Genomic DNA, 18918 nt, shown 5'->3' with positions numbered 1-18918 from the left:
GCTCAGACCGTGCCAACCGGTGTCACCGGCGAGCCCACCGCGCCAGGCAGCCGCAGCGGCGGCGCGGTCAACAGGAAGCGGTTGCGCCCGTTGGCGCGCAGCCATTGCGCCAGGGGTGTCAGGTACCAGAGCTCTCCAAACGGCATGCCCAGCTTGAACAGGCATAGCTCATGCAGCGGCAGGAAGGCGCACGGGCCCGCCTGCGGGCGCGCGGGGATGGCCTCCACGCCGTAGTTGTCAGCCACGATGGCGGCGATCCCGCTGTCGATGATCCACTGGTGCAGCTCGGGGTCGCGCCCGTCAAGCGCCGCGCCGAAACGCTCGGCCATGTCCGGCTCAGGCTGGCGGTTGCGCTTCAGCAGCAGTTGCGCAAACCCCGTGTGCAGGCAAAGGATGTCGCCCGGCTCGACCGTCACGCCATCGTCGCGCATGATCTGCGCCAGTTGCCGGTAGCCAACGCGGGTATGCCCGTCGCCAAGGTGCGCGCGCAGGTCCACCATCACCGCACGGCCCTGCACGCCGTGCTCGGCAATCTTCTCGATGCCAAGCGCCAGTGCGCGCGACTGGCCGTCCAGCGCCGGATCATCGTCCGGCCCCTGCACGTCGATGCCCGCCCGGAAGCCGTTGTAGTAGACCATCTCGCTGACGCCGTCGCCGTCGGCGTCAAAATGCCCGCCCACGTGCGCCAGCGCATCCCATTGCGTCGAGTACTGCAGGAACATGTGCACGTAGTCGTCGCAGACCACGTCAGTGAGGTCGGCGTTTTCGCGCGCCAGCGCGAAGTTCATGCCCAGCCCCAGCGCGCGCGGCGTCGGCTTGATGACGGGCGGGTGGCGCCGCGGGTTCAGGGCGTTGCCGCCCGGGAAGTCCAGCGGCAGGCTCAGGCAGAAGCGCAGCCCTTCCCTGACCTCCGCCGCGCCCTGCCTGACCTTCTCCGGCGTGATCAGGTTGAGGCGGCCCAACTGGTCGTCGGGCCCGAAATCGCCCCAGTTGGATTGCTCGGGCCGTTGCTGCCAGCGCGCCGTGCGCCGGGTTGCGGCACCTTCAACCGGCCGGGCATGGGGGGCGTGCACGTACTTGTACTGGGTCATGTCGTCTCCTCTGGAATGGTGGCCACTGGCGTCCCGGTGCCGGGCGCGGCTCCCGGACGCTGGCCGTGGTCTCTGTTTTCTATTCCAGCGGAACGTCGATTACACTACAAGCAATTTTGATTAGTTTGATTACATTGTGATCATGACCAAAAACCAGGCTGCCAAGGGGCCGGCGGAAACCGGCGTGGCAGGCACCCAGAGCCTGTCGCGCGCACTGGCTCTGCTCAAGTGCATCGGCGCCGCCCATGAGCGCGGCATCGAACTGGCGGAACTGCTGGCGGCAACCGGGCTGGACCGCAGTACCGCGTTCCGGCTGGTGTCGGGGCTGGTGCATGCGGGCTTTGTCGAGCGCGAGGCGGACACCAAGAAGTACCGCCTCGGCATCGAATCCATGCAGCTTGGCCTGACTGCGATGAGCCGGGCGCCAGTGCTGGTCAGTTGCCGCCCGATGCTGCAGTCGCTGGCCCGCCAGACCGAGGACACGGTGTTCCTGGTCATCCGCAACGGCGACTACGGACACTGCCTGCATATGGAAGAAGGCAGCTACCCGATCAAGGCCCATACCCTGATGGTCGGCAGCCTGCGCCTGCTGGGGATCGGCACCGCCGGGCTGGCCTTGCTGGCCAGGCTGTCCGATGCGGAGATCGACGCGCTATACCGGCGCCATCGCGACGAATACGACGCCGCCGGCCTGACGCGGCTGCGCCTGCTCGAACTGGTGGAGCGCACGCGGCGCCAGGGCTATTCGGAAAGCGAAAACCTGGTGACCGCGGGCGCCGGTGGGGTTGGCGCCGCGTTCGAGATCAGCCAGGGGCACTACGCCGCCTTGAGTGTCGCCTCGGTGATGTCCCGGATGAACAAGGCCAGGCGCACATGGGTGGCCGGGTTGGTGCTTGAGGAAGTCCGGAAGGCGGAAATGCAGTTGCGCGCGGCGCTGCAGTGAAACGGTCCGCGCCGCTGAACTCGCCGAGCGCCGATCAGACCACGCCCTCTGCCCGCAGCCGGGCCAGCTCCTCATCCCCGATGCCAAGCCGCCCATAGACCTCGGCATTGTGTTCGCCCACATCCGGCCCGGTACGCGGTGACGGCGGCGCATAGCCCGAGAAGCGCGGCACCACGCATGGCGCCGGCACCGAGCCCAGATCCGGATCGGGCAGCCGGACGATGGCCTGGCGCGCCGCCATCTGCGGATCGTCGACGATATCGGCGATGCTGAATACCTTGCTGAACGGCACCTGGCACTGCACCAGCCGCGCCGCCACGGCGGCATAGGGCTGCGCGGCAAACCACTCCGCAATGCTGCCGTCCAGCGCTTCGATATTGCGCACGCGTCCGGCGTTGGTGGCGTATTCCGGCGCCTGCGCCAGTTGCGGTGCGCCCATGGCCTCGGCCAGCCGGCGGAAGGTGGCGTCGGAGGAGGCCACTACCGTGACCCAGATCTCGTCCGCGGTGCGGTACATGTTGGACGGCGCCGCGTAGGTGGTGCGGTTGCCGGCGCGCTGGCGCACATGCCCCAACTGTTCATATTCGATGGCCAGCGGATCCAGCAGGCGGAACAACGCCTCGGTGGCGGCCAGGTCGATCTCGCGGCCGCGCTGGCCGGGCCTGGCGTGCTGCTCTGCCACCGCAGTGGCAATCGCAAAGGCGCCGAACAGCCCGGCAATCATGTCTCCCACCGGGTAGTTCATATGCATCGGCCCGCTCTGCGCGGTGCCCGCCAGGTTGGTGAAGCCGCTCCTGGCTTCAAAGATGCGGGCAAAGCCCGGCCGCGCCGCATCGGGCCCGGTCTGGCCGAAGCCGGTCAGCCGCAGCACGATCAGCTTCGGGTTAGCCGCATGCAGGGTGTCGAGATCCAGCCCCCAGCGCGCCAGCGTGCCGGTGCGGAAGTTCTCGACCAGCACATCGAACTGGGGCAGCAAGCGCAGGAAGATCTCGCGGCCGCGCGGCGTGCGCACGTCGAGCGAGATGCCGCGCTTGCCGCGATTGGTCACCTTCCAGTACAGGGCGTGGTCCTCGGTAACCGGCTCCAGCCCGCGCAGCGGATCGCTGCCGTCGGGCAACTCCAGCTTGACCACATCGGCGCCCATGTCGGCACACAGCGTGGCGGAAAACGGGCCGGCCACCACGGTGGCCATGTCGAGGATGCGCAGTCCGCCCAGCGGGCCCGTGCAGTGTGCGTCTGGCGATACAGCGTGTGTGTCCTGGTCTTGCATGGCGGGCCTCCGGCGGCATTGGCGTCTGCTGCAAGGTGGCAGGCGGCTGGCCCGGATGCAAGCACGGTTTCGCTGTGCGGAACGGTCGTGCTACAACATTGACGCCCCCATCTCCGGATCCCAGCATGGAACCCAAGCAACCACCGCACAGCATGGACCGCAACCCGGAACACCTGCCCCTGCCAGGCCTGGCCAGCGAAGATGCACTGGCCACTGACCGCCAGTTCGCCACCAACCTGGCGCGCGGGCTGGAGGTGCTGCGTGCCTTCACGCCGTCCAGCCCGGTGCTGGGCAACCAGGACATCGTGGCGCGCACGGGGCTGCCCAAGGCGACGGTGTCGCGGCTGACCTACACGCTGGGGCTGCTCGGCTTCCTGAGCCGCGTGCCCGGCAACCAGAAGTACCGGCTGGGCGCCGGCGTGCTGGCGCTGGCCTACCCGATGCTGGCCGGGCTGGCGATCCGCCAGGTGGCGCGGCCGTATATGGAGGCGATTGCGCGTGAAACCGGCTGCACGGTGAACCTGGGCATGCGCGAGCGGCTGTCGGTAGTGTACGTGGACAGTTGCCGGCTGGATCCCGGCAACCTCTACCAGCCGGACATCGGCAGCACCCGGCCGCTGCTGGCCAGCGCGATCGGCCGCGCGGTCTTGCTGGCCTGCAGCGCCGACGAGCGCACGGCACTGCTGAACCGGCTGCGCGTGGACGATCCGGAGCGCTTCAACGTCGAGCGCCAGATGTGGGCGGACGACCAGAAGCACTTCCGCGCGCACGGTTACTGCCTGAGCCGCGGCGAGTGGCGGCCAGAGATCCACGCGATCGCGGCACCCGTGCGCCAGTCGCTGCACGAAGACCCGTTTGCGCTGAACTGCACCATCGCCGCATCGCGCAACCGCGACAACATGCTGGAGCGCGAGGTGGCGCCAAGGCTGCGCGAGGCGGTGCGGCAGATCGAACTGAGCTGCGCGCGCTAAGCGACAGGATGCAGCAATGCAGTCCGCCGGCGATGTCGCCGGCAATGACAAGCGGCCCGCCAGAGGCCCGCATGAAAACGCGCCGCGGGGAAATCCCCCGGCGCAGGCAACCCAAGGAGACAAGATGGATGCCATCCAACCATTGCGCCGGCTCGCTGCCGGCATGCTGGCCTGCGCCGCGCTGATGCCGCTGCCATTGCTGGCCGCCCCTGACAATGCGGCGCGCTTCCCGGACCACCCGATACGGATCATCGTGCCGTTCTCGGCGGGCGGCGTGGTCGACTCCGTCACCCGCATCACCGCGGAGAACATGGCCAAGGTACTGAAGCAGCCCGTCATCGTCGAGAACAAGACCGGCGCCGGCGGCGCCATCGGCGCGGACTTCGTCGCCAGGTCGCCCGCCGACGGCTATACGCTGCTGGCGGTCAGCCCCAGCTATGTGGTCGGGCCGTTGCTGAACCCGTCGATCCAGGGCAAGAGCGGCAAGGACTTCCGCGCGGTGGCGGGCATTGGTGCCGTACCCAACGTGATCGTGGTGCCGGCTTCGTCGCCGCTGCGCACGCTGCCTGAACTGCTCGATGCCGCGCGCAGCAAGCCCGGCACGCTGACCTACGCCAGCGCGGGCGTCGGCACCTCGAACCATCTGTCGGCCGAACTGCTGGCGCAGATGACGCACGTGAAGCTCACCCACGTGCCCTACAAGGGCCAGCCCGAGGCCATGAGCGACCTGCTGGGCGCGCGCGTCTCGATGATGGCGCTGACCTCGGCCATTGCCCGCCAGCAGGTGCAAAGCGGCAAGCTGCGCGCGCTGGCGGTGACTTCGGCAAAGCGCTCGGCCGTGATGCCCGACGTGCCCACCGTGGCCGAAGCCGCGCGCCTGCCCGACTATGAAGTGGGCGGGTGGTTCGGCCTGGTCGCGCCGCAGGGCACGCCGGACGCGGTGGTGCGCAAGCTGGCCGAGGCCGCCGCGCAGGCCACATCGGACCCCACCACGGCACGCCGCCTGGCCGAACTCGGCATGGACCTGGCACCGCAATCCACCGCCGCATTCGACCGCTTCCTGGACACGGAAACCAGGAAATGGACCGGCGTGCTGAAGACCGCCGGCATCACGGCACAGTAGCCGCATACGCTCATCCAACCTACCGGAAACATCCCATGATCCGCGACTCCGCCCGCCAGCAAGCGCTGCTTGCCGATATCCGCCGCTTCGTGCTCGAAACCTGCATCCCGCTAGAGGCGGAGATCGACCGCACCGATGTCATCCCCGAGCCCGTGGTCGAGCAGATGCGCCGCCTCGGCCTGTTCGGCCACAGCATCCCTGAAGCGTACGGTGGCGCAGGGCTGACCACCGAGGAACTGGCGCTGGTGAACATCGAGGTCTCGCAGGCCGCCACCGTGTTCCGTGCCCGCTTTGGCGGCAACACCGGCATCGCCTCCGAATCGCTGGTGGCCGACGGCACCGAAGCGCAGCGGCAGCGCTACCTGCCGCAACTGGCCTCCGGCAAAGTGACCGGCTGCTTTGCGCTGACCGAACCGGAAGCCGGCTCCGATGCGACATCGCTGCAAACCACCGCAAGGCAAGACGGCGATCACTACGTGCTGAACGGCAGCAAGTGCTTTATCACCAATGCCCCGATCGCGGACCTGTTCACCGTGTTCGCCCGCACCGATCCCGATACGCCCGGCGCGCATGGCATCAGCGCCTTCCTGATCGAGCGCGGCACCCCCGGCCTCAGCACCAGCGAACCGGAACGCAAGATGGGACAGCACGGCTCGCCGGTTGGCGATGTCTACCTGAAGGACTGCCGCGTGCCGGCCAGCGCCATCGTCGGCGGCAAACCCAATGTCGGCTTCAAGACGGCGATGAAGGCGCTCAACAAGCAGCGCATCAACCTGGCCGGCCTGTGCGTGGGGCCCGCCATCCGGCTGGTCGACGAGATGGTCCGCTACGCGGCGCAGCGCCGGCAGTTCGGCAAGCCGATCGCGGACTACCAGCTGGTGCAGCAGATGATTGCCGACAGCAATACGGAACTGCACGCCGCCCGCGCACTGGTGCTCGACACCGCGCGCAAGCGCGACGCCGGCGAGGACGTGACCATGGAGGCGTCGATGTGCAAGCTGTTCGCCTCGGAGATGGCCGGCCGCGTGGCCGACCGCGCGGTGCAGGTATTTGGCGGCAGCGGCTATATGGCGCGCACCGTGGCCGAGCGCTTCTATCGCGATGTGCGGCTGTTCCGGCTGTATGAGGGCACGACGCAGATCCACCAGCTCAATATTGCGCGCAGGACGATGGAGGCGCGTGGGGCAGCGCTGGAGGGGAGCGGGCCTGAGCCAGATGCGAGGCAACCGGCGCGGTAGCCGGATGGCGTCCTTGCTGACTATCTGACTATCCGAGCGCGCTGGCAGCCAGCGCGTCCATGAACGCCTGCCGCAGCGGCGTCTGCTCGGTGTCCCGGCGCCGGAGCACGCCGACCATGCCCTCGCGCCGGTATGGCAGCCGCAATATCGCCACCTGCCCCAGGCGACTGAAGAATGCTGCCATCCGGCCTGACATCACGGCCAGCAGCTCTCCCTGCTGCAGCAGCGACACGTTGGCAAGCAACGTCGCGCTCTCGATCCGCACGCATGGCGCGGGTTCGCCGGCCAGTGCCAGTTCGTAGTCCAGCTCGCGCCGGATCTGGCTGGTCACGGGCGGCCCCACCCAGGTGTAGGCGCGCGTATCCGCCCACCCGACCTTGCGCTTGCGCGCGAGCGGATGCGTGGGGCCGGCGATCACGCGGATAGTCTCCGGATATAGCAGGTCGCAGCGCAGCGCGCCGTCGATGCCCTGCACTTCGGTACGTCCCATGACGAAGTCCAGCCGCCCTTCGCGCAGGGCCGGCAGCATCTCTTCGACGGTGCCCTCTGCCAGCGTCAGGTGGGCATCGGGAAAGCGCTCGCGAAACCGGCTGATCGCCGACGGCAGCAGATCGACCGATACGGTTGGCGTCGCGCCGATCGCCAGTTGCCCGGCCGCGCCTTCCGCCATCACGCGAATGGTGGCCTGGGTGCGTTCGATCTCATTGAGGATGGTGCGGGCATGCACCACCAGCGCTTCGCAGAAGCGGGTCGGCACCAGGCCGCGCGAATGCCGCTCGAACAGTGCCACCCCCAGTTCACTCTCCAGCTCGGCCAGCCAGCGGGACAGGGCCGGCTGGGTCATGTTCAGGCGCGCAGCGGTACGGCTGACATTGCGGGTTTCATGTAGCGCCACCAGCACATGCAGCTGGCGGATACGCATCCGTTGGGTCCAATCCATGGTATGAGTTTCAGGTTATAGCAGAGGTCATATTAATCATTTCAATGGAATCGCGGACGATGCAATAATTTTTCCATCCCCCGCAAGCCGCCATTGCCATGCCCCCGTCCAGCATTCCCGCCAGCGCCCGCCCCAATTTCCTGCTGTTCATCACCGACCAGCATCGCGCCGACCATCTCGGCATCTATGGCAACGCCGTGGTGCAGACGCCCAATATCGACCGGCTCGGCAGCCATGGCTGGGTGGCAGAGCGCTGCTATGTGGCCTCGCCGATCTGCATGCCGAACCGCGCATCGCTGATGACCGGGCGCATGCCGTCGGTCCATGGCGCGCGCCACAATGGCATTCCCTTGCCGCTGTCACAGACGACGTTTGTCGAGCGGCTGCGCGATGCCGGCTATCGCACGGGGCTGGTCGGCAAATCGCATCTGCAGAACATGACCGGCCTTGCGCCAGTCTGGCCACGTCCCGGCGATCCGCGCACGGAGGGCGAAGCGCGCCGGCCTGAAAGCGGGCGCTTCGACCAGGAATGGGGACCGGCCTGGCGCGACGATCCTGACTTCGCCATGTCACTGCCGTATTACGGCTTTGCCGACGTGCAGCTGGTGACCGACCATGGCGACACGGCCGGCGGGCATTACCGGCGCTGGCTGGAGCAGCGCCATCCCGAGGTAGCGCGCGCGTGCGGCCAGGAGCATGCCATCCCGACACCTGGCTATGTGTTGGCTGAAGCGCGGCAGGCCTGGCGCACGCGCGTACCGGAAACGCTGTCGACCACGGCATGGATCGGCGATCGCACCATTGACCTGCTCGGGCAATACGCGCAAGAGGACGCCCCCTTCATGATCCAGTGTTCGTTTCCGGATCCCCATCACCCGTTCACGCCACCCGGCCGCTTCTGGGACATGTACCGGCCCGAGGACATGGCCCTGCCGCCCTCGTTCGACGCCGATCCGGCGCTGGCGCCGCCGCACCTGCGCTGGATGCACGCGCAGCGCGACGCCGGCCGCGCCGTCAAGCATACGCCGGCGATGTTCGCCTGCACGGCGCGCGAGGCCCGCGAAGCGCTGGCGCTGAACTATGGCTCGATCGCGCATATCGACGACACCATCGGCCGCGTGATGACGCACCTGGCCGCGCTCGGCCTGGATCGCAACACTGTGGTCCTGTTCACCAGCGACCATGGCGACTTCTTCGGCGATCACCAGTTGCTCTGGAAAGGGCCGCTGCACTACCAGGGCCTGATCCGCACGCCGCTGATCTGGTCGGAACCCGCAGCGCGCACGGCCACCGATGCCCGCGCCGCGCGCAGCCAGGCACTGTGCTCGAGCATCGATATCGCGCCGTCGATCCTCGCGCGCGCGGGCTGCGCGCCCTACAACGGCATGCAAGGCCTGTCGCTGCTGCCCGCCATCGCCGGCGAGGCATTGCCGCGGGAAGCCCTGCTGATCGAGGAAGAGAATCAGCGCACCATGTTCGGCTTCCCGATGCGCACGCGCATGCGGACGCTGCAAACCGCGCGCTATCGGCTCAGTGTGTACGAAGGCGCGCCGTGGGGCGAACTCTACGACCTTGAAAGCGACCCAACCGAATCGCACAACCTGTGGGATGCGCCGGCGCTGGCAGGCACGCGCCAGGCGCTGCTGCACCAGTTGCTGGTCACGATGATCTCGCACAGCGACGCCAGCCCCAATCCAACCGCGCTTGCCTGAATCTGGTCCGCCCGCACCACCAGCGGCAGCATCCCATGACAACAATATCCACGGAGACAACCATGACACCCCGTCCCTTCAGAATGCTGATCGCCGCAGCCATGCTGGCGGCCGCGGTCCCCGCCTGCGCGCAGGATGCCTACCCGGCCAAGCCGGTCCGCCTGATCGTCAACTTTCCTGCAGGTGGCCCGCTCGACACCGTGGCACGGCTCATTGCCGAGCGTGCCGGGCGCGACCTGAAGCAGCCGGTCGTGGTGGAGAACCGCTCCGGCGCCGGCGGCAACATCGGTGCCGAAGCCGTCGCGCATGCGACGCCGGACGGCTACACGTTGCTGATGTCGACTGACACCGTGGTCACCGTCAACCCGTTCGCCTATCGCAAGATGTCGTTCGACCCGGTCCGCGACCTGGAGCCGGTTGGCCTGGCCGGCACCTTCAATCAGGTGCTGGTCACGCATCCCGGCCTGAAAATCCGCGACCTGAAGCAGTTCCTGGCTGCCGGCAAGGACAAAGACCTGTCCTATGCATCGGCTGGCGTAGCATCGCCGGGCCATATCGTGTTCGAAATGCTGAAGGCACGCACGCAGATCCGGGGCACCCATGTCCCCTACAAGGGCAATGCGCCAGCGCTGAGCGACGTGCTCGCGGGCCAGGTACCGGCAGGATTCCTGGCCACGCCGACCGCCGTGCAATACATCAAGGGCGGCAAGCTGGTCGCGCTTGCGGTGTCCGGCCTCAAGCGCGACCCCTTGCTCCCGGACGTGCCGACGGTGGCAGAGACCGGCATCGCCAACTTCGATGCCGAGTTCGCCTTCGTCATGTTCCTGCCCTCAGGCACGCCCGCAGCCATCCGTGCACGCTGGGAGCAGCAGCTCAAGACCGTCTTCGCGGACGCGGATTTCCAGAAGAAGCTGCTGGCGCAGGGCGTGCGGCCGCAGACGAGCAACGGCGCAGCGGCAACGCAATGGCTCGCCGCGGGGCGCACGCGCTGGGGCGAACTGATCCGCAAGCTCGGCGTGTCCCTGGACTGAGCGACTGCCCGGGGCCTTCAGCCCCGCCCCCGCCCCGCCTTCTCCGCCAGCGGCGAGCGCACGCGAAAATGCGCCGCCAGCAGCGCCGCGAATTCCTCCGCGATCTCCGATGGCGCGGAATGCCCGGAGAACGCCATGCGCACCTCCACCGGGCAGCGCGGTGCGAGCGGCACCACCCGCAAGCCGTGCCCGAATACCGCCGCGACATAGGGATTGACGATCCCTATGCCCGCCCCTTCGGCCGCCATCGTGCAAATCGTGCCTGAGTAAGTGGTCTCGATGGTCGCCGACGGCTCGACGCCGGCTTTTTGCATGAGCCGCTGCACCGCCAGGTGCAGCGCATCGTCTGCGTTCAGCAGGATCAGGAACTGCCCGCGCAAGTCGCGCACGCGAAGGGTGTCGCGCGCCGCCAGCGGGTGTTCCGGGTGCATGACGCACACCGCTCCCGACTGATGCACCACGTTGACATCCAGGTGCGGATGGTCGATCTCGCTGGTGGTCAGCACCAGGTCGTACAGGCCATGCAGCAACCCTTCACGCAGCTGGTGCCCGCCGACCGTTTGCAGGCTGATATGCACGTCCGGGTGCCGCTCCGTGAACGGCCGGATCACCTTGGGCATCACCCCCAGCCCGAGCGAAGGCGTGCAGCCGATACGCAGCACGCCGGTGCCGGACTTGCGCAGCACCGCCACGTCCTGCTCGATCCGCGCCAGCCCCTGGAAGTGGTTCTGCACCGTGTCGAACAGGCGCCGCGCCTCCTGCGTCGGCCGCAGCCGGCCCTTCTGGATATCGAACAGCTTCAGTTCAGTCGCCGCCTGCATCTGGGCCAGCAAACGGCTCACCGACGGCTGGGTCGTATGCAGCATGGCAGCGGCCGCGGTCGTGGTTCCGGTCAGCATGACCGCGCGGAACGCCTCGATCTGGCGGAAGTTAAGGGGACGGGACATGGCATCGGCAAGGGACGGGCGAGTCGGGCAATGTATATCAAATCTGCATAGGGTGCATTGAACAAAGAATTATTCAGAATGCCAACCCCTCCTCTACACTCGCTTCGCATTGCCGCTTCCAGACGGCAGGACCAGAACCCAAGGAGAAAAGTGATGAAGCGGCATTCGCCCCGGAATGTTTGGAAAGGCGGGATCGTTGCGGCCGTGCTGGCCATCGCCGGCACCGGCAGCGCGCTCGCCCAGCCGGGTTATCCGGACCACACGATCCGGATCATCGTGCCGTTCAGCGCGGGGGGCAGCTCGGACCTGCAGGCACGCATGCTGGCCGACCGGCTGGGCAAGCTCTACAAGCAATCGGTAGTGGTCGAGAACCGGCCCGGCGCCGGCGGCCATATCGGGGGCAAGGCCGTGGTCGATGCGGCGCCCGACGGCTACACGCTGCTGCTGGGCTCGCTGGGCCTGCACGCCACCTATGCCACCTTCAAGAAGCTGAACTACAACCCCGCCACCGACCTCAAGGTCGTGACGGTGCTGGCCGAGATGCCGCACGTGGTGGTGGTCAACCCGAAGCTGGCGGTGAACAACCTGCAGCAACTGGCCAGCCTGGCGCGCCAGCAGCCAGACACGCGGACCTTCGGCTCGGCCGGCGTCGGGTCCTCGGTGCACATGATGGGCGAGCTGTTCCGCCTCAACGCCAATGCGCCGATCACGCACGTGCCATACAAGGGCAGCTCAGCGGCCATGACGGATCTTCTCGGCGGCCAGATCGACATGATGTTCGAGAATCCGCCCACCACGCTGGCCTATATCCGCTCCGGCAAGCTCAAGGCGCTGGCGGTGACCGGCAAGACCCGCTCGGCCGCGCTGCCCGATGTGCCCACTGCCAGCGAAGCCGGCTACCCGTCGTTCGTGGCGACTTCCTGGACCACGGTTGCGGTTGGCGCCAGGGTGCCCGATGCGATCGCGGACAAGCTCAACGCCGATATCCGCCAGATCGTGGCCACGCCGGAGTTCCGGCAGGGACTGCAAGAGCAGGGCATGACCCCGGTGGCCAATACGCGCGATGCCGCGCAGAAGTTCGTCGCCGCGGAGAAAGTGCGCTGGGACCAGGTGATCCTGAAGGGCAAGATCACCGCCGAATAAGCGGCTTCCATCCGCGCACGGACACTCCCCTTCATGGCTGGACGCGCGGCCAGCCATTGACCTTTCCAGACTTCAGTTTCAACACGGACACACACGCTTCATGTCAACGGAACGCATCATTGCCACGCCGCTGCCCTGCCGCCGCGTCGGCGCGGGCGAGCATCATCACTTCTTCGGCTACTACAACAAGACCAACTGGGACCGCAGCGGCCGCTACCTGCTGGCGCAGCGTGTGCCGATGGCCGATGCCGACCTGACGCCCGGCCTGGTTGCCGAGATCGGCTACTTCGACCTGCATGACAACGACCGCTTCCATCGCGTGGGGGAAACCACCGCGTGGAACTGGCAGATGGGCTCGCAGCTGCAATGGCTGGATGGCGAAGCACAGCGCCAGCTTGTCTACAACTGCCGCAGCCGGGACGCGAAGGCCTTCTATCCCCACCTGGGCGCCACCATCTTCAACCTCGACACCGGCGAAGCGCGCCAGCTGCCGATGCCGGTCTATGTGGTCGCGCCGGACAGCCGTTACGCGCTGTGCGTGGACTACCGCCGCCTCTACGTCACGCACCAGACCATCGGCTACAGCGACCACGGCACCCAGCGCGCGCTGGACAATGCGCCCGCCGACGACGGCATCCACTACATGGACCTGCGCACCGGGCAGACGCGCCTGATCGTGAGCTACGCTGACCTGCGCAACTTCCATCCGCGCGCCTCGATGGACAAGGCCATCCACTGGGTCAGCCACATCGAAATTAACCCGTCCTCATCGCGCGTGCTGCTGCTGCACCGCTGGACCGAACGGGTCGAGGACGAAACCTGCTTCCTGCACCGGCTGATCACGGTCAATCCGGACGGCAGCGACATGCGCTTGCTCGAATGCTCCGACCATCCGCTGCCGCAGCTTGCCGAAGATTTCGATCCGAACGCGGTCGGCACCTTCGACTATGAGAAGTCCGAGTACCAGATCTCCCATCCGCTCTGGCAAGACGATAGCAATATCATCGTGTGGGGACCGCACGCGGGCAGCATCCACTACCACCTCTACCACGACAGCCCCGGCGGCAAGGTTGAAGTCATCGGCGACGGCATCCTGACCGAGAACGGTCACATGACCTTCTCGCCCTCCAACAAGCGCTGGCTGCTCAGCGACACCTATCCCGACGCGCACACCAACGAGCGCGTGCTGTTTCTCTTCGACATGGCGCAGGGCGTGCGCCATGACCTGGGCAGTTACTACACCAGCCCGGTCCTGAAGAAGGAAAACCGCTGCGACCTGCACCCACGCTGGAGCCGCGACGGGTGGCACGTGTGCATCGATTCGATCCACGACTCCGAGCGGCAGATGTATATCGTCGACGTTTCCGCGCTGACCGACGAGGCAGGCCAGGCGTAAGGCGCCCCCCCCCGACACAAGCGTCGCAGCACGCTGCTGCCCTGTACCCCTGCGCCAAAGGCACCAGCCTGGAAGCGCATGGGCAGCGCCCTCTCTCCGAAGCCCCCCTCCCCCACACGCCGCCAGCCGGGTCACGCTGGCGACAATTGCCGCCGGCCGCAACCTGCGTACCTGGCAGTCCCCTTGTCTCCCGCCCTTGGTGCCAAGTCCGATGTTGCCCCGCTTCCTGGCTATGGCGCGCTGCCGCAGCCGCCTGCCTGTAAACAGGGCGTGCAAAAAGGGCGTTCTTCACCAAAACTGGTGATGAGCATTCGGCAGTCCCGGGCCTGACAAGGTCCCGCCAAGCGCGAGCCACGCCCGGTCCGGGCTTCAAGGAGCGGCGCAACAGGTAGCGCAAGCATCACATAAGTGATGCAAAAAGCATTTTGCAGTGAGGAATCGGCCTATTGGCCGGCGAAGGTGCGGCCACGACGCGGCTGTCTCAACCCGGCACCCCCCACTCCAAACGGACGTTGGATTGGTGGAAGTCCGGTCACAATCGCTGAGCAAGGCTGGCACAGTGGTCGCTACGTCAACAGGACTCCCCCGACTTGTCAGCAATGGCACCTCGCCGGAAGGACTGGGTGCGGCCGCGTCGCGCGCGGACGGCAGCTTTTGCCGCAACCGCCATGCAGAGCCTTGCCACCGATCTCACTGATTACCCGACCTGTAGAAGGAAAGCCGATGTTCTCCGAAGCCGAGCCTCCGCACCCGATGCGCCACGCCTCTCGCGCCAAAGCCCCCACGCTGCCGCCATGGATCACGGCGCGGATGGCACAACATTTCGACGAGCGGATGGGCAAGCTCTGGGGCGGCGATCATCTGCTTCACGGACGCACGCCCGGGCCCGATGCGCTGCACCTGAGCAGCAACGACTATCTCTGCCTGCTCGGCGAATCCTCGCTGGTACAGGCGCAGGCGCGGGCCTTCCTCAATGAGGAGCCGGAGTTGCTGATGTCGTCCGTGTTCCAGCACGGCGACACCCCGCAGCGGCGGGTCGAGCGCAAGATCGCAGACCTGATGCAGGCCGAGGACGGGCTGATCGCCCAGTCCGGCTGGGCCGCCAACGTCGGCCTGGTGCAGTGCATTGCCGGCCCCGGCATTCCGGTCTATATCGACATGAACGGGCATGCCTCCCTTTGGGAGGGCATCATCGCCGCGGGCGCGCAGGCCGTGCCGGTGCGCCACAACGATTGCGAGCACGTGCGCCGCCAGCTGGAGCGCTTCGGCCCGGGCGTGATCATGGTGGACTCGGTCTACAGCACCACCGGCAGCGTGGCGCCGCTGGAGGACTATGTCGACCTGGCGGAGGCGTCTGGCTGCGTGCTGGTGGTGGACGAGTCGCACTCGCTCGGCACCCATGGGCCATCTGGCGGCGGCCTGGTGCGCGCGCTCGGGCTGTCCGAGCGCGTACACTTCCGCACGGCCTCGCTGGCCAAGGCGTTTGCCGGCCGCGCCGGCTATGTTGCCTGTTCGACCGACTTCAAGGACTTCTTCGCGGTTGAGTCCCGGCCGGCCATTTTCAGTTCCGGGCTGCTGCGCCATGAGGTTGCGTGGTTCGATGCCGTGACGGATTTCGTCGCCACGGCGGATGAGCGCCGTGCGCGCCTGCACGCCATCACCCGCGACACCCGGGCTGCGATTGCCGAACTGGGCTACAACATCAGCGAAGGCTCCGAGCAGATCATCGGCCTGGAGGCGGGAACCGAGCCGCAGGTCAAGGTGCTGCGCGATGCGCTGCAGAGCCGCGGGATCTTCGGCGCGGTATTCTGTGCGCCGGCAACACCCAAGAATCGGGCATTGATGCGACTTACGCTGCATGCGAAACTTGCCGCCAATGAAATCGACCGCCTGGTCGGCGTGCTCGCCAGTATCCGCGACGAAGTCCGGCTGGATGAATGGTCCTCGACGCGCCGGGCCCGGCGCAAGTCTCAAAATCCCACAAGCGGGCCGCTGGCAGGCTCCCGCGAGGAGTAGTCCTGGAGATGGATGCAAAGGTAGCGCAAGCGGAAGACGGCCGCACCTCACTTGCCGGCGTCGCCCGCCATGCGTGGCAGACCGTGTTCGAGACCGCCGCGCGGGCCACCCTGCTGGACGAGGAGAGCGTCATCCGGCTGCGCCGGATCCAGATGGTGGGCGCGCTGGGCGTGATCGGACACCCGCTGTACTACGTGATCTGGTCCTACATCTTCCCGCAGCCCTATGAAAACCTCTGGCTGCGCCTGGTCTGCACCGCGCTGTTCGTGCCGCTGCTGTTCGCCTCCGCCTTCTCGGACCGTCGCTGGCTGCCGCCCTATGCGCTCTTTGCCATTACCGTAGGCCTGCCGTTCGCCTTCATCTTCTTCTACCTGGAGAACGGCGGCTCCATGGTGTGGGCCGAATCGGTCATCATCGCGGTGGTGATCCTGTATCACTTCAACACCGCGTTCGCGACCATTGCCTTGTTCTCAGGGGCCGCCGCAGCCATCGCCCTGTTCGTGCTGGCGGGCAACTCCATGGGCGTAATCCCGTGGGAGCCGGTACTGCTGCAGCTGCCGGTGATCGGCTTTGTCATCGCGGTGCTGGTGGTGATCAAGCTGGACCGCCAGTTGCTGGCCGAACAGAAGCGGCGCGGGATGGCCGCCGCGCTGGCCACCGTCGCGCACGAATTACGCACGCCGCTGACCAGCCTGGCCATGACTGCCAGGGGCCTCAAGGCGCGGCTGCCGGCGGCCCTGGACCAGGACACGCCGCAGCGCGACGGCCTGATGCAGGCCGTGGCCCGGATGGAATCAGACCTGGCCCATATCAGCAACAGCATTGAACTGCTGGTCGCCAACTCCAAGAACCCGGACAACGCCACGCAGGAGCTGTTCGAACTGGGCGGTGTGATCCGCGACGCTGTCGGCCGGTTTCCGTTCGAGCACAGCGACCTGGATCTGGTCACCGTCGACCTGCCTGGCCCCGCCTACGTGATGGGCAACGCCCAGTTGTTCGGGCTGGTCACGACCAACTTGCTGAAGAACGCGCTGGAAGCGACCAAGCGGGCCGGCAAGGGCACCATCCATATCCGCTGCGAGGTCCGGCCCGACGCCGTCCATGTAATGTTCCGCGACACCGCCACTGGCGTGCCGCCGCAAGTGCTGGCCCGGATGTTCCAGCCCTTCTTCTCTTACCCGGCGCATCGCGGCACCGGCATCGGACTGGCGTTTTGCCAGAAGGTGCTGAACAGCTGGGGGGCAAGCATCAGCTGCCGCTCCGAAGAGCACGTGTTCACCGAGTTCGATATGCGCTTTCCCCGCAAGGGGAAATGGCCCGAGGCGCCATCGCAACAGCAATAGCAGGCGCCGGCATTGCCGGCGCCGCACAGCCACTTACACCACCCCCGGCGGCCTTCAGCCCCGCAACCTGCGCGGCATCCATCCCCGGGGCCCCTGCCATCCTCAGCATCAGCCCCGGGCGCTGCCGGGCTTCTGCACTGTCAAGGCGTTGTCGACAATTCCATAGATCGTTGACACGATGTCAACCAAGAATTAACAGTCCGCCGCGACCCTGCATCGCGCAGCGGGTTTACCTTAGTACGCAGCAACACAAGAGTTTGGGGTGAATCGCCCTACTGCCCCGCAACGCCCTGTCCCTAGTATTGACTCACCGCGCGGCGCGAGCAGGACTGCCGCGCGGTACCAGGCATACCCCGCCTGCCACGCATAGCCAGTGTCCCTGATTACCTCATCGAATCCAGCCGCTCACCGGGTGAACGGCTGCGGACACGGCTGCAAGAAAACATAGGAGACAACATGCTGCACGACCTGCCCGCCCGCCCCGAGACCGTCCACTGGGGCTACTTCGATGCCGCCAAGGCGCCCGCCCTGACCGTGAAAAGCGGTGACCTCATCCGCGCCGAAGCGGTGACCCACCATGCCGGCGATGCCCCCGACCTGATGATGGACGACGCCATTCGCGAGATCTTCCGGGCGATTCCCCACGACGACCGCAACCCCGGCGTGCACATCATGACCGGCCCCATCTATGTCGAAGACGCCAAGCCCGGCGACGTGCTGGAGGTGCGCTACCTGCAGATGATTCCGCGCTTCCGTTTCGGGGCGAATGCCGCGGCCCACTGGGGCCAGCTGTACAAGGAGTTCGAGAAGGAGCGGGTCACCATCTATGAGCTGGACCAGCGCTCCAACACCGCGCATGCCCTGTACGCCTTCGACTACCCCGGCAAGATGACCATCCCCGGCAAGCTCGTGGATGACCGGGAATGCTGCCGGCAGCCCGCGCTGGCCGGTGTGCGCGTTCCCGTGCGCCCGCATCTTGGCACGGCTGGCGTCGCGCCCGACGCACGCGGCCGCGTCACCACCGTCGAGCCCGGCCTGCATGGCGGCAATATCGACAACTGGCGCATCGGCGCGGGCGCCACCATGTACTACCCGGTGCAGGTGGATGGCGCGCTGTTCTCGATCGGCGACCCGCATATCTCGCAAGGCGACGGCGAGATCAGCGGCACCGCCATCGAGGCCTCATTGAACGTCCTGTTCCAGATCGTCCTGCGCAAGGACTTCCACTTCCCGTCGCCGCTGCTGGAAACGCCGGATTGCTGGGTCGTCCATGGCTTCCACGAGGACCTGGATGAAGCCGGCAAGAACGCGGCCCGCGACATGATCCACCTGCTGACCGAGCAACAGGGACTCTCGCGCGACGATGCCTATTCGCTCATGAGCGTCTCGGCTGACTTCGGCGTGACGCAGGTCGTCGATGGCACCCAGGGCATCCATTGCACCATGCCGCGCTCGATCTTCCCGCCCAAGGACAAGGGCTGAGCCGTCAACTCAATACAAAGGGAGAGCGCCGCATGCAATACGTCTATATAGGACGCAACGAACTGGTTGCACTGATTGTCGGCCTGGTCACCGGCACGCTGTATTCCTGGCTGAACCTGCCGATCCCCGCGCCAAACGTCACCGGCGGGATCTGCGCCATCCTCTTCACCTACATCGGCTATCTGATGGTGCACGCGTGGCGCAGGACCATCGCCTTCGGGCGGCCGCCGGAAAGCCGCTGAATCACGCGCAATTCATGAGATGGGGGAATG

At 66.8% G+C, this 18918-nt stretch carries 16 protein-coding genes; 12 read left to right on the top strand and 4 right to left on the bottom strand.

Going from position 1 to position 18918, the window contains the following annotated elements; all coding sequences use genetic code 11:
- Positions 1-2: 2 nt before the first annotated feature.
- The gene (locus tag AC3WON_RS07370) at positions 3-1091 is read right to left on the bottom strand and encodes a cyclase family protein (protein WP_492317968.1); all 1089 of its coding nucleotides are present in this window, start codon (positions 1089-1091) and stop codon (positions 3-5) included.
- 142 nt (positions 1092-1233) lie between these two features.
- Here AC3WON_RS07370 and AC3WON_RS07365 point away from each other — a divergent pair, with 142 nt between their 5' ends.
- Positions 1234-2034: an IclR family transcriptional regulator gene (locus tag AC3WON_RS07365; protein WP_492317969.1), complete on the top strand. Its 801-nt coding sequence runs from the start codon at positions 1234-1236 to the stop codon at positions 2032-2034.
- Positions 2035-2068: 34 nt separating this feature from the next.
- Here AC3WON_RS07365 and AC3WON_RS07360 read toward each other — a convergent pair whose 3' ends face one another.
- Positions 2069-3304 (bottom strand): CaiB/BaiF CoA transferase family protein, encoded by a 1236-nt coding sequence (locus AC3WON_RS07360; protein WP_492351523.1) that lies wholly within the window; start codon positions 3302-3304, stop codon positions 2069-2071.
- A gap of 125 nt (positions 3305-3429) precedes the next feature.
- On the opposite strand from AC3WON_RS07360, the gene AC3WON_RS07355 reads away from it, so the two are divergent.
- From AC3WON_RS07355 to AC3WON_RS07345, 3 genes are all read left to right on the top strand, one after another.
- Positions 3430-4275: an IclR family transcriptional regulator gene (locus tag AC3WON_RS07355; RefSeq protein ID WP_013952140.1), complete on the top strand. Its 846-nt coding sequence runs from the start codon at positions 3430-3432 to the stop codon at positions 4273-4275.
- 124 nt (positions 4276-4399) lie between these two features.
- The gene (locus tag AC3WON_RS07350) at positions 4400-5398 is read left to right on the top strand and encodes a Bug family tripartite tricarboxylate transporter substrate binding protein (protein ID WP_492351522.1); all 999 of its coding nucleotides are present in this window, start codon (positions 4400-4402) and stop codon (positions 5396-5398) included.
- 35 nt (positions 5399-5433) lie between these two features.
- Complete coding sequence (locus AC3WON_RS07345) at positions 5434-6636, top strand: acyl-CoA dehydrogenase family protein (RefSeq protein WP_492317972.1); 1203 nt, start codon at positions 5434-5436, stop codon at positions 6634-6636.
- Between the two features lie 28 nt (positions 6637-6664).
- Here AC3WON_RS07345 and AC3WON_RS07340 read toward each other — a convergent pair whose 3' ends face one another.
- Positions 6665-7576 (bottom strand): LysR family transcriptional regulator, encoded by a 912-nt coding sequence (locus AC3WON_RS07340; RefSeq protein WP_492351521.1) that lies wholly within the window; start codon positions 7574-7576, stop codon positions 6665-6667.
- A gap of 98 nt (positions 7577-7674) precedes the next feature.
- Between AC3WON_RS07340 and AC3WON_RS07335 the strand changes: the two genes are divergently transcribed.
- Complete coding sequence (locus AC3WON_RS07335; RefSeq protein ID WP_492317974.1) at positions 7675-9288, top strand: sulfatase family protein; 1614 nt, start codon at positions 7675-7677, stop codon at positions 9286-9288.
- 62 nt (positions 9289-9350) lie between these two features.
- Positions 9351-10319, top strand: coding sequence for a Bug family tripartite tricarboxylate transporter substrate binding protein (locus AC3WON_RS07330; protein ID WP_492351520.1), 969 nt, complete (start codon positions 9351-9353; stop codon positions 10317-10319).
- Between the two features lie 17 nt (positions 10320-10336).
- Here AC3WON_RS07330 and AC3WON_RS07325 read toward each other — a convergent pair whose 3' ends face one another.
- Positions 10337-11266 (bottom strand): LysR substrate-binding domain-containing protein, encoded by a 930-nt coding sequence (locus AC3WON_RS07325; protein ID WP_492317976.1) that lies wholly within the window; start codon positions 11264-11266, stop codon positions 10337-10339.
- A gap of 153 nt (positions 11267-11419) precedes the next feature.
- Between AC3WON_RS07325 and AC3WON_RS07320 the strand changes: the two genes are divergently transcribed.
- The 6 genes from AC3WON_RS07320 (at position 11420) to AC3WON_RS07295 (ending at position 18888) form a co-directional block, all read left to right on the top strand.
- Positions 11420-12409 (top strand): Bug family tripartite tricarboxylate transporter substrate binding protein, encoded by a 990-nt coding sequence (locus AC3WON_RS07320; RefSeq protein ID WP_492351519.1) that lies wholly within the window; start codon positions 11420-11422, stop codon positions 12407-12409.
- Positions 12410-12509: 100 nt separating this feature from the next.
- Positions 12510-13805, top strand: a complete 1296-nt coding sequence (locus AC3WON_RS07315) for a hypothetical protein (RefSeq protein ID WP_492351518.1) — start codon at positions 12510-12512, stop codon at positions 13803-13805.
- 723 nt (positions 13806-14528) lie between these two features.
- On the top strand, positions 14529-15821 hold the full coding sequence (cqsA, locus tag AC3WON_RS07310) for an alpha-hydroxyketone-type quorum-sensing autoinducer synthase (RefSeq protein ID WP_492317978.1): 1293 nt from the start codon (positions 14529-14531) through the stop codon (positions 15819-15821).
- Positions 15822-15829: 8 nt separating this feature from the next.
- Positions 15830-17164 carry a sensor histidine kinase gene (locus AC3WON_RS07305; RefSeq protein WP_492317979.1) on the top strand — a complete coding sequence of 445 codons (1335 nt, stop codon included), beginning with the start codon at positions 15830-15832 and terminating at the stop codon, positions 17162-17164.
- A gap of 456 nt (positions 17165-17620) precedes the next feature.
- Positions 17621-18646 carry an acetamidase/formamidase family protein gene (locus AC3WON_RS07300; RefSeq protein WP_035827381.1) on the top strand — a complete coding sequence of 342 codons (1026 nt, stop codon included), beginning with the start codon at positions 17621-17623 and terminating at the stop codon, positions 18644-18646.
- A gap of 32 nt (positions 18647-18678) precedes the next feature.
- The gene (locus tag AC3WON_RS07295; protein ID WP_492317980.1) at positions 18679-18888 is read left to right on the top strand and encodes a XapX domain-containing protein; all 210 of its coding nucleotides are present in this window, start codon (positions 18679-18681) and stop codon (positions 18886-18888) included.
- Positions 18889-18918 lie beyond the last annotated feature (30 nt).

The sequence above is a fragment of the Cupriavidus sp. FW305-46 genome (assembly GCF_058787075.1).
The sequence above is the reverse complement of the archived record's forward strand: the minus strand, read 5'-3'. Positions and strand labels throughout refer to the sequence as shown.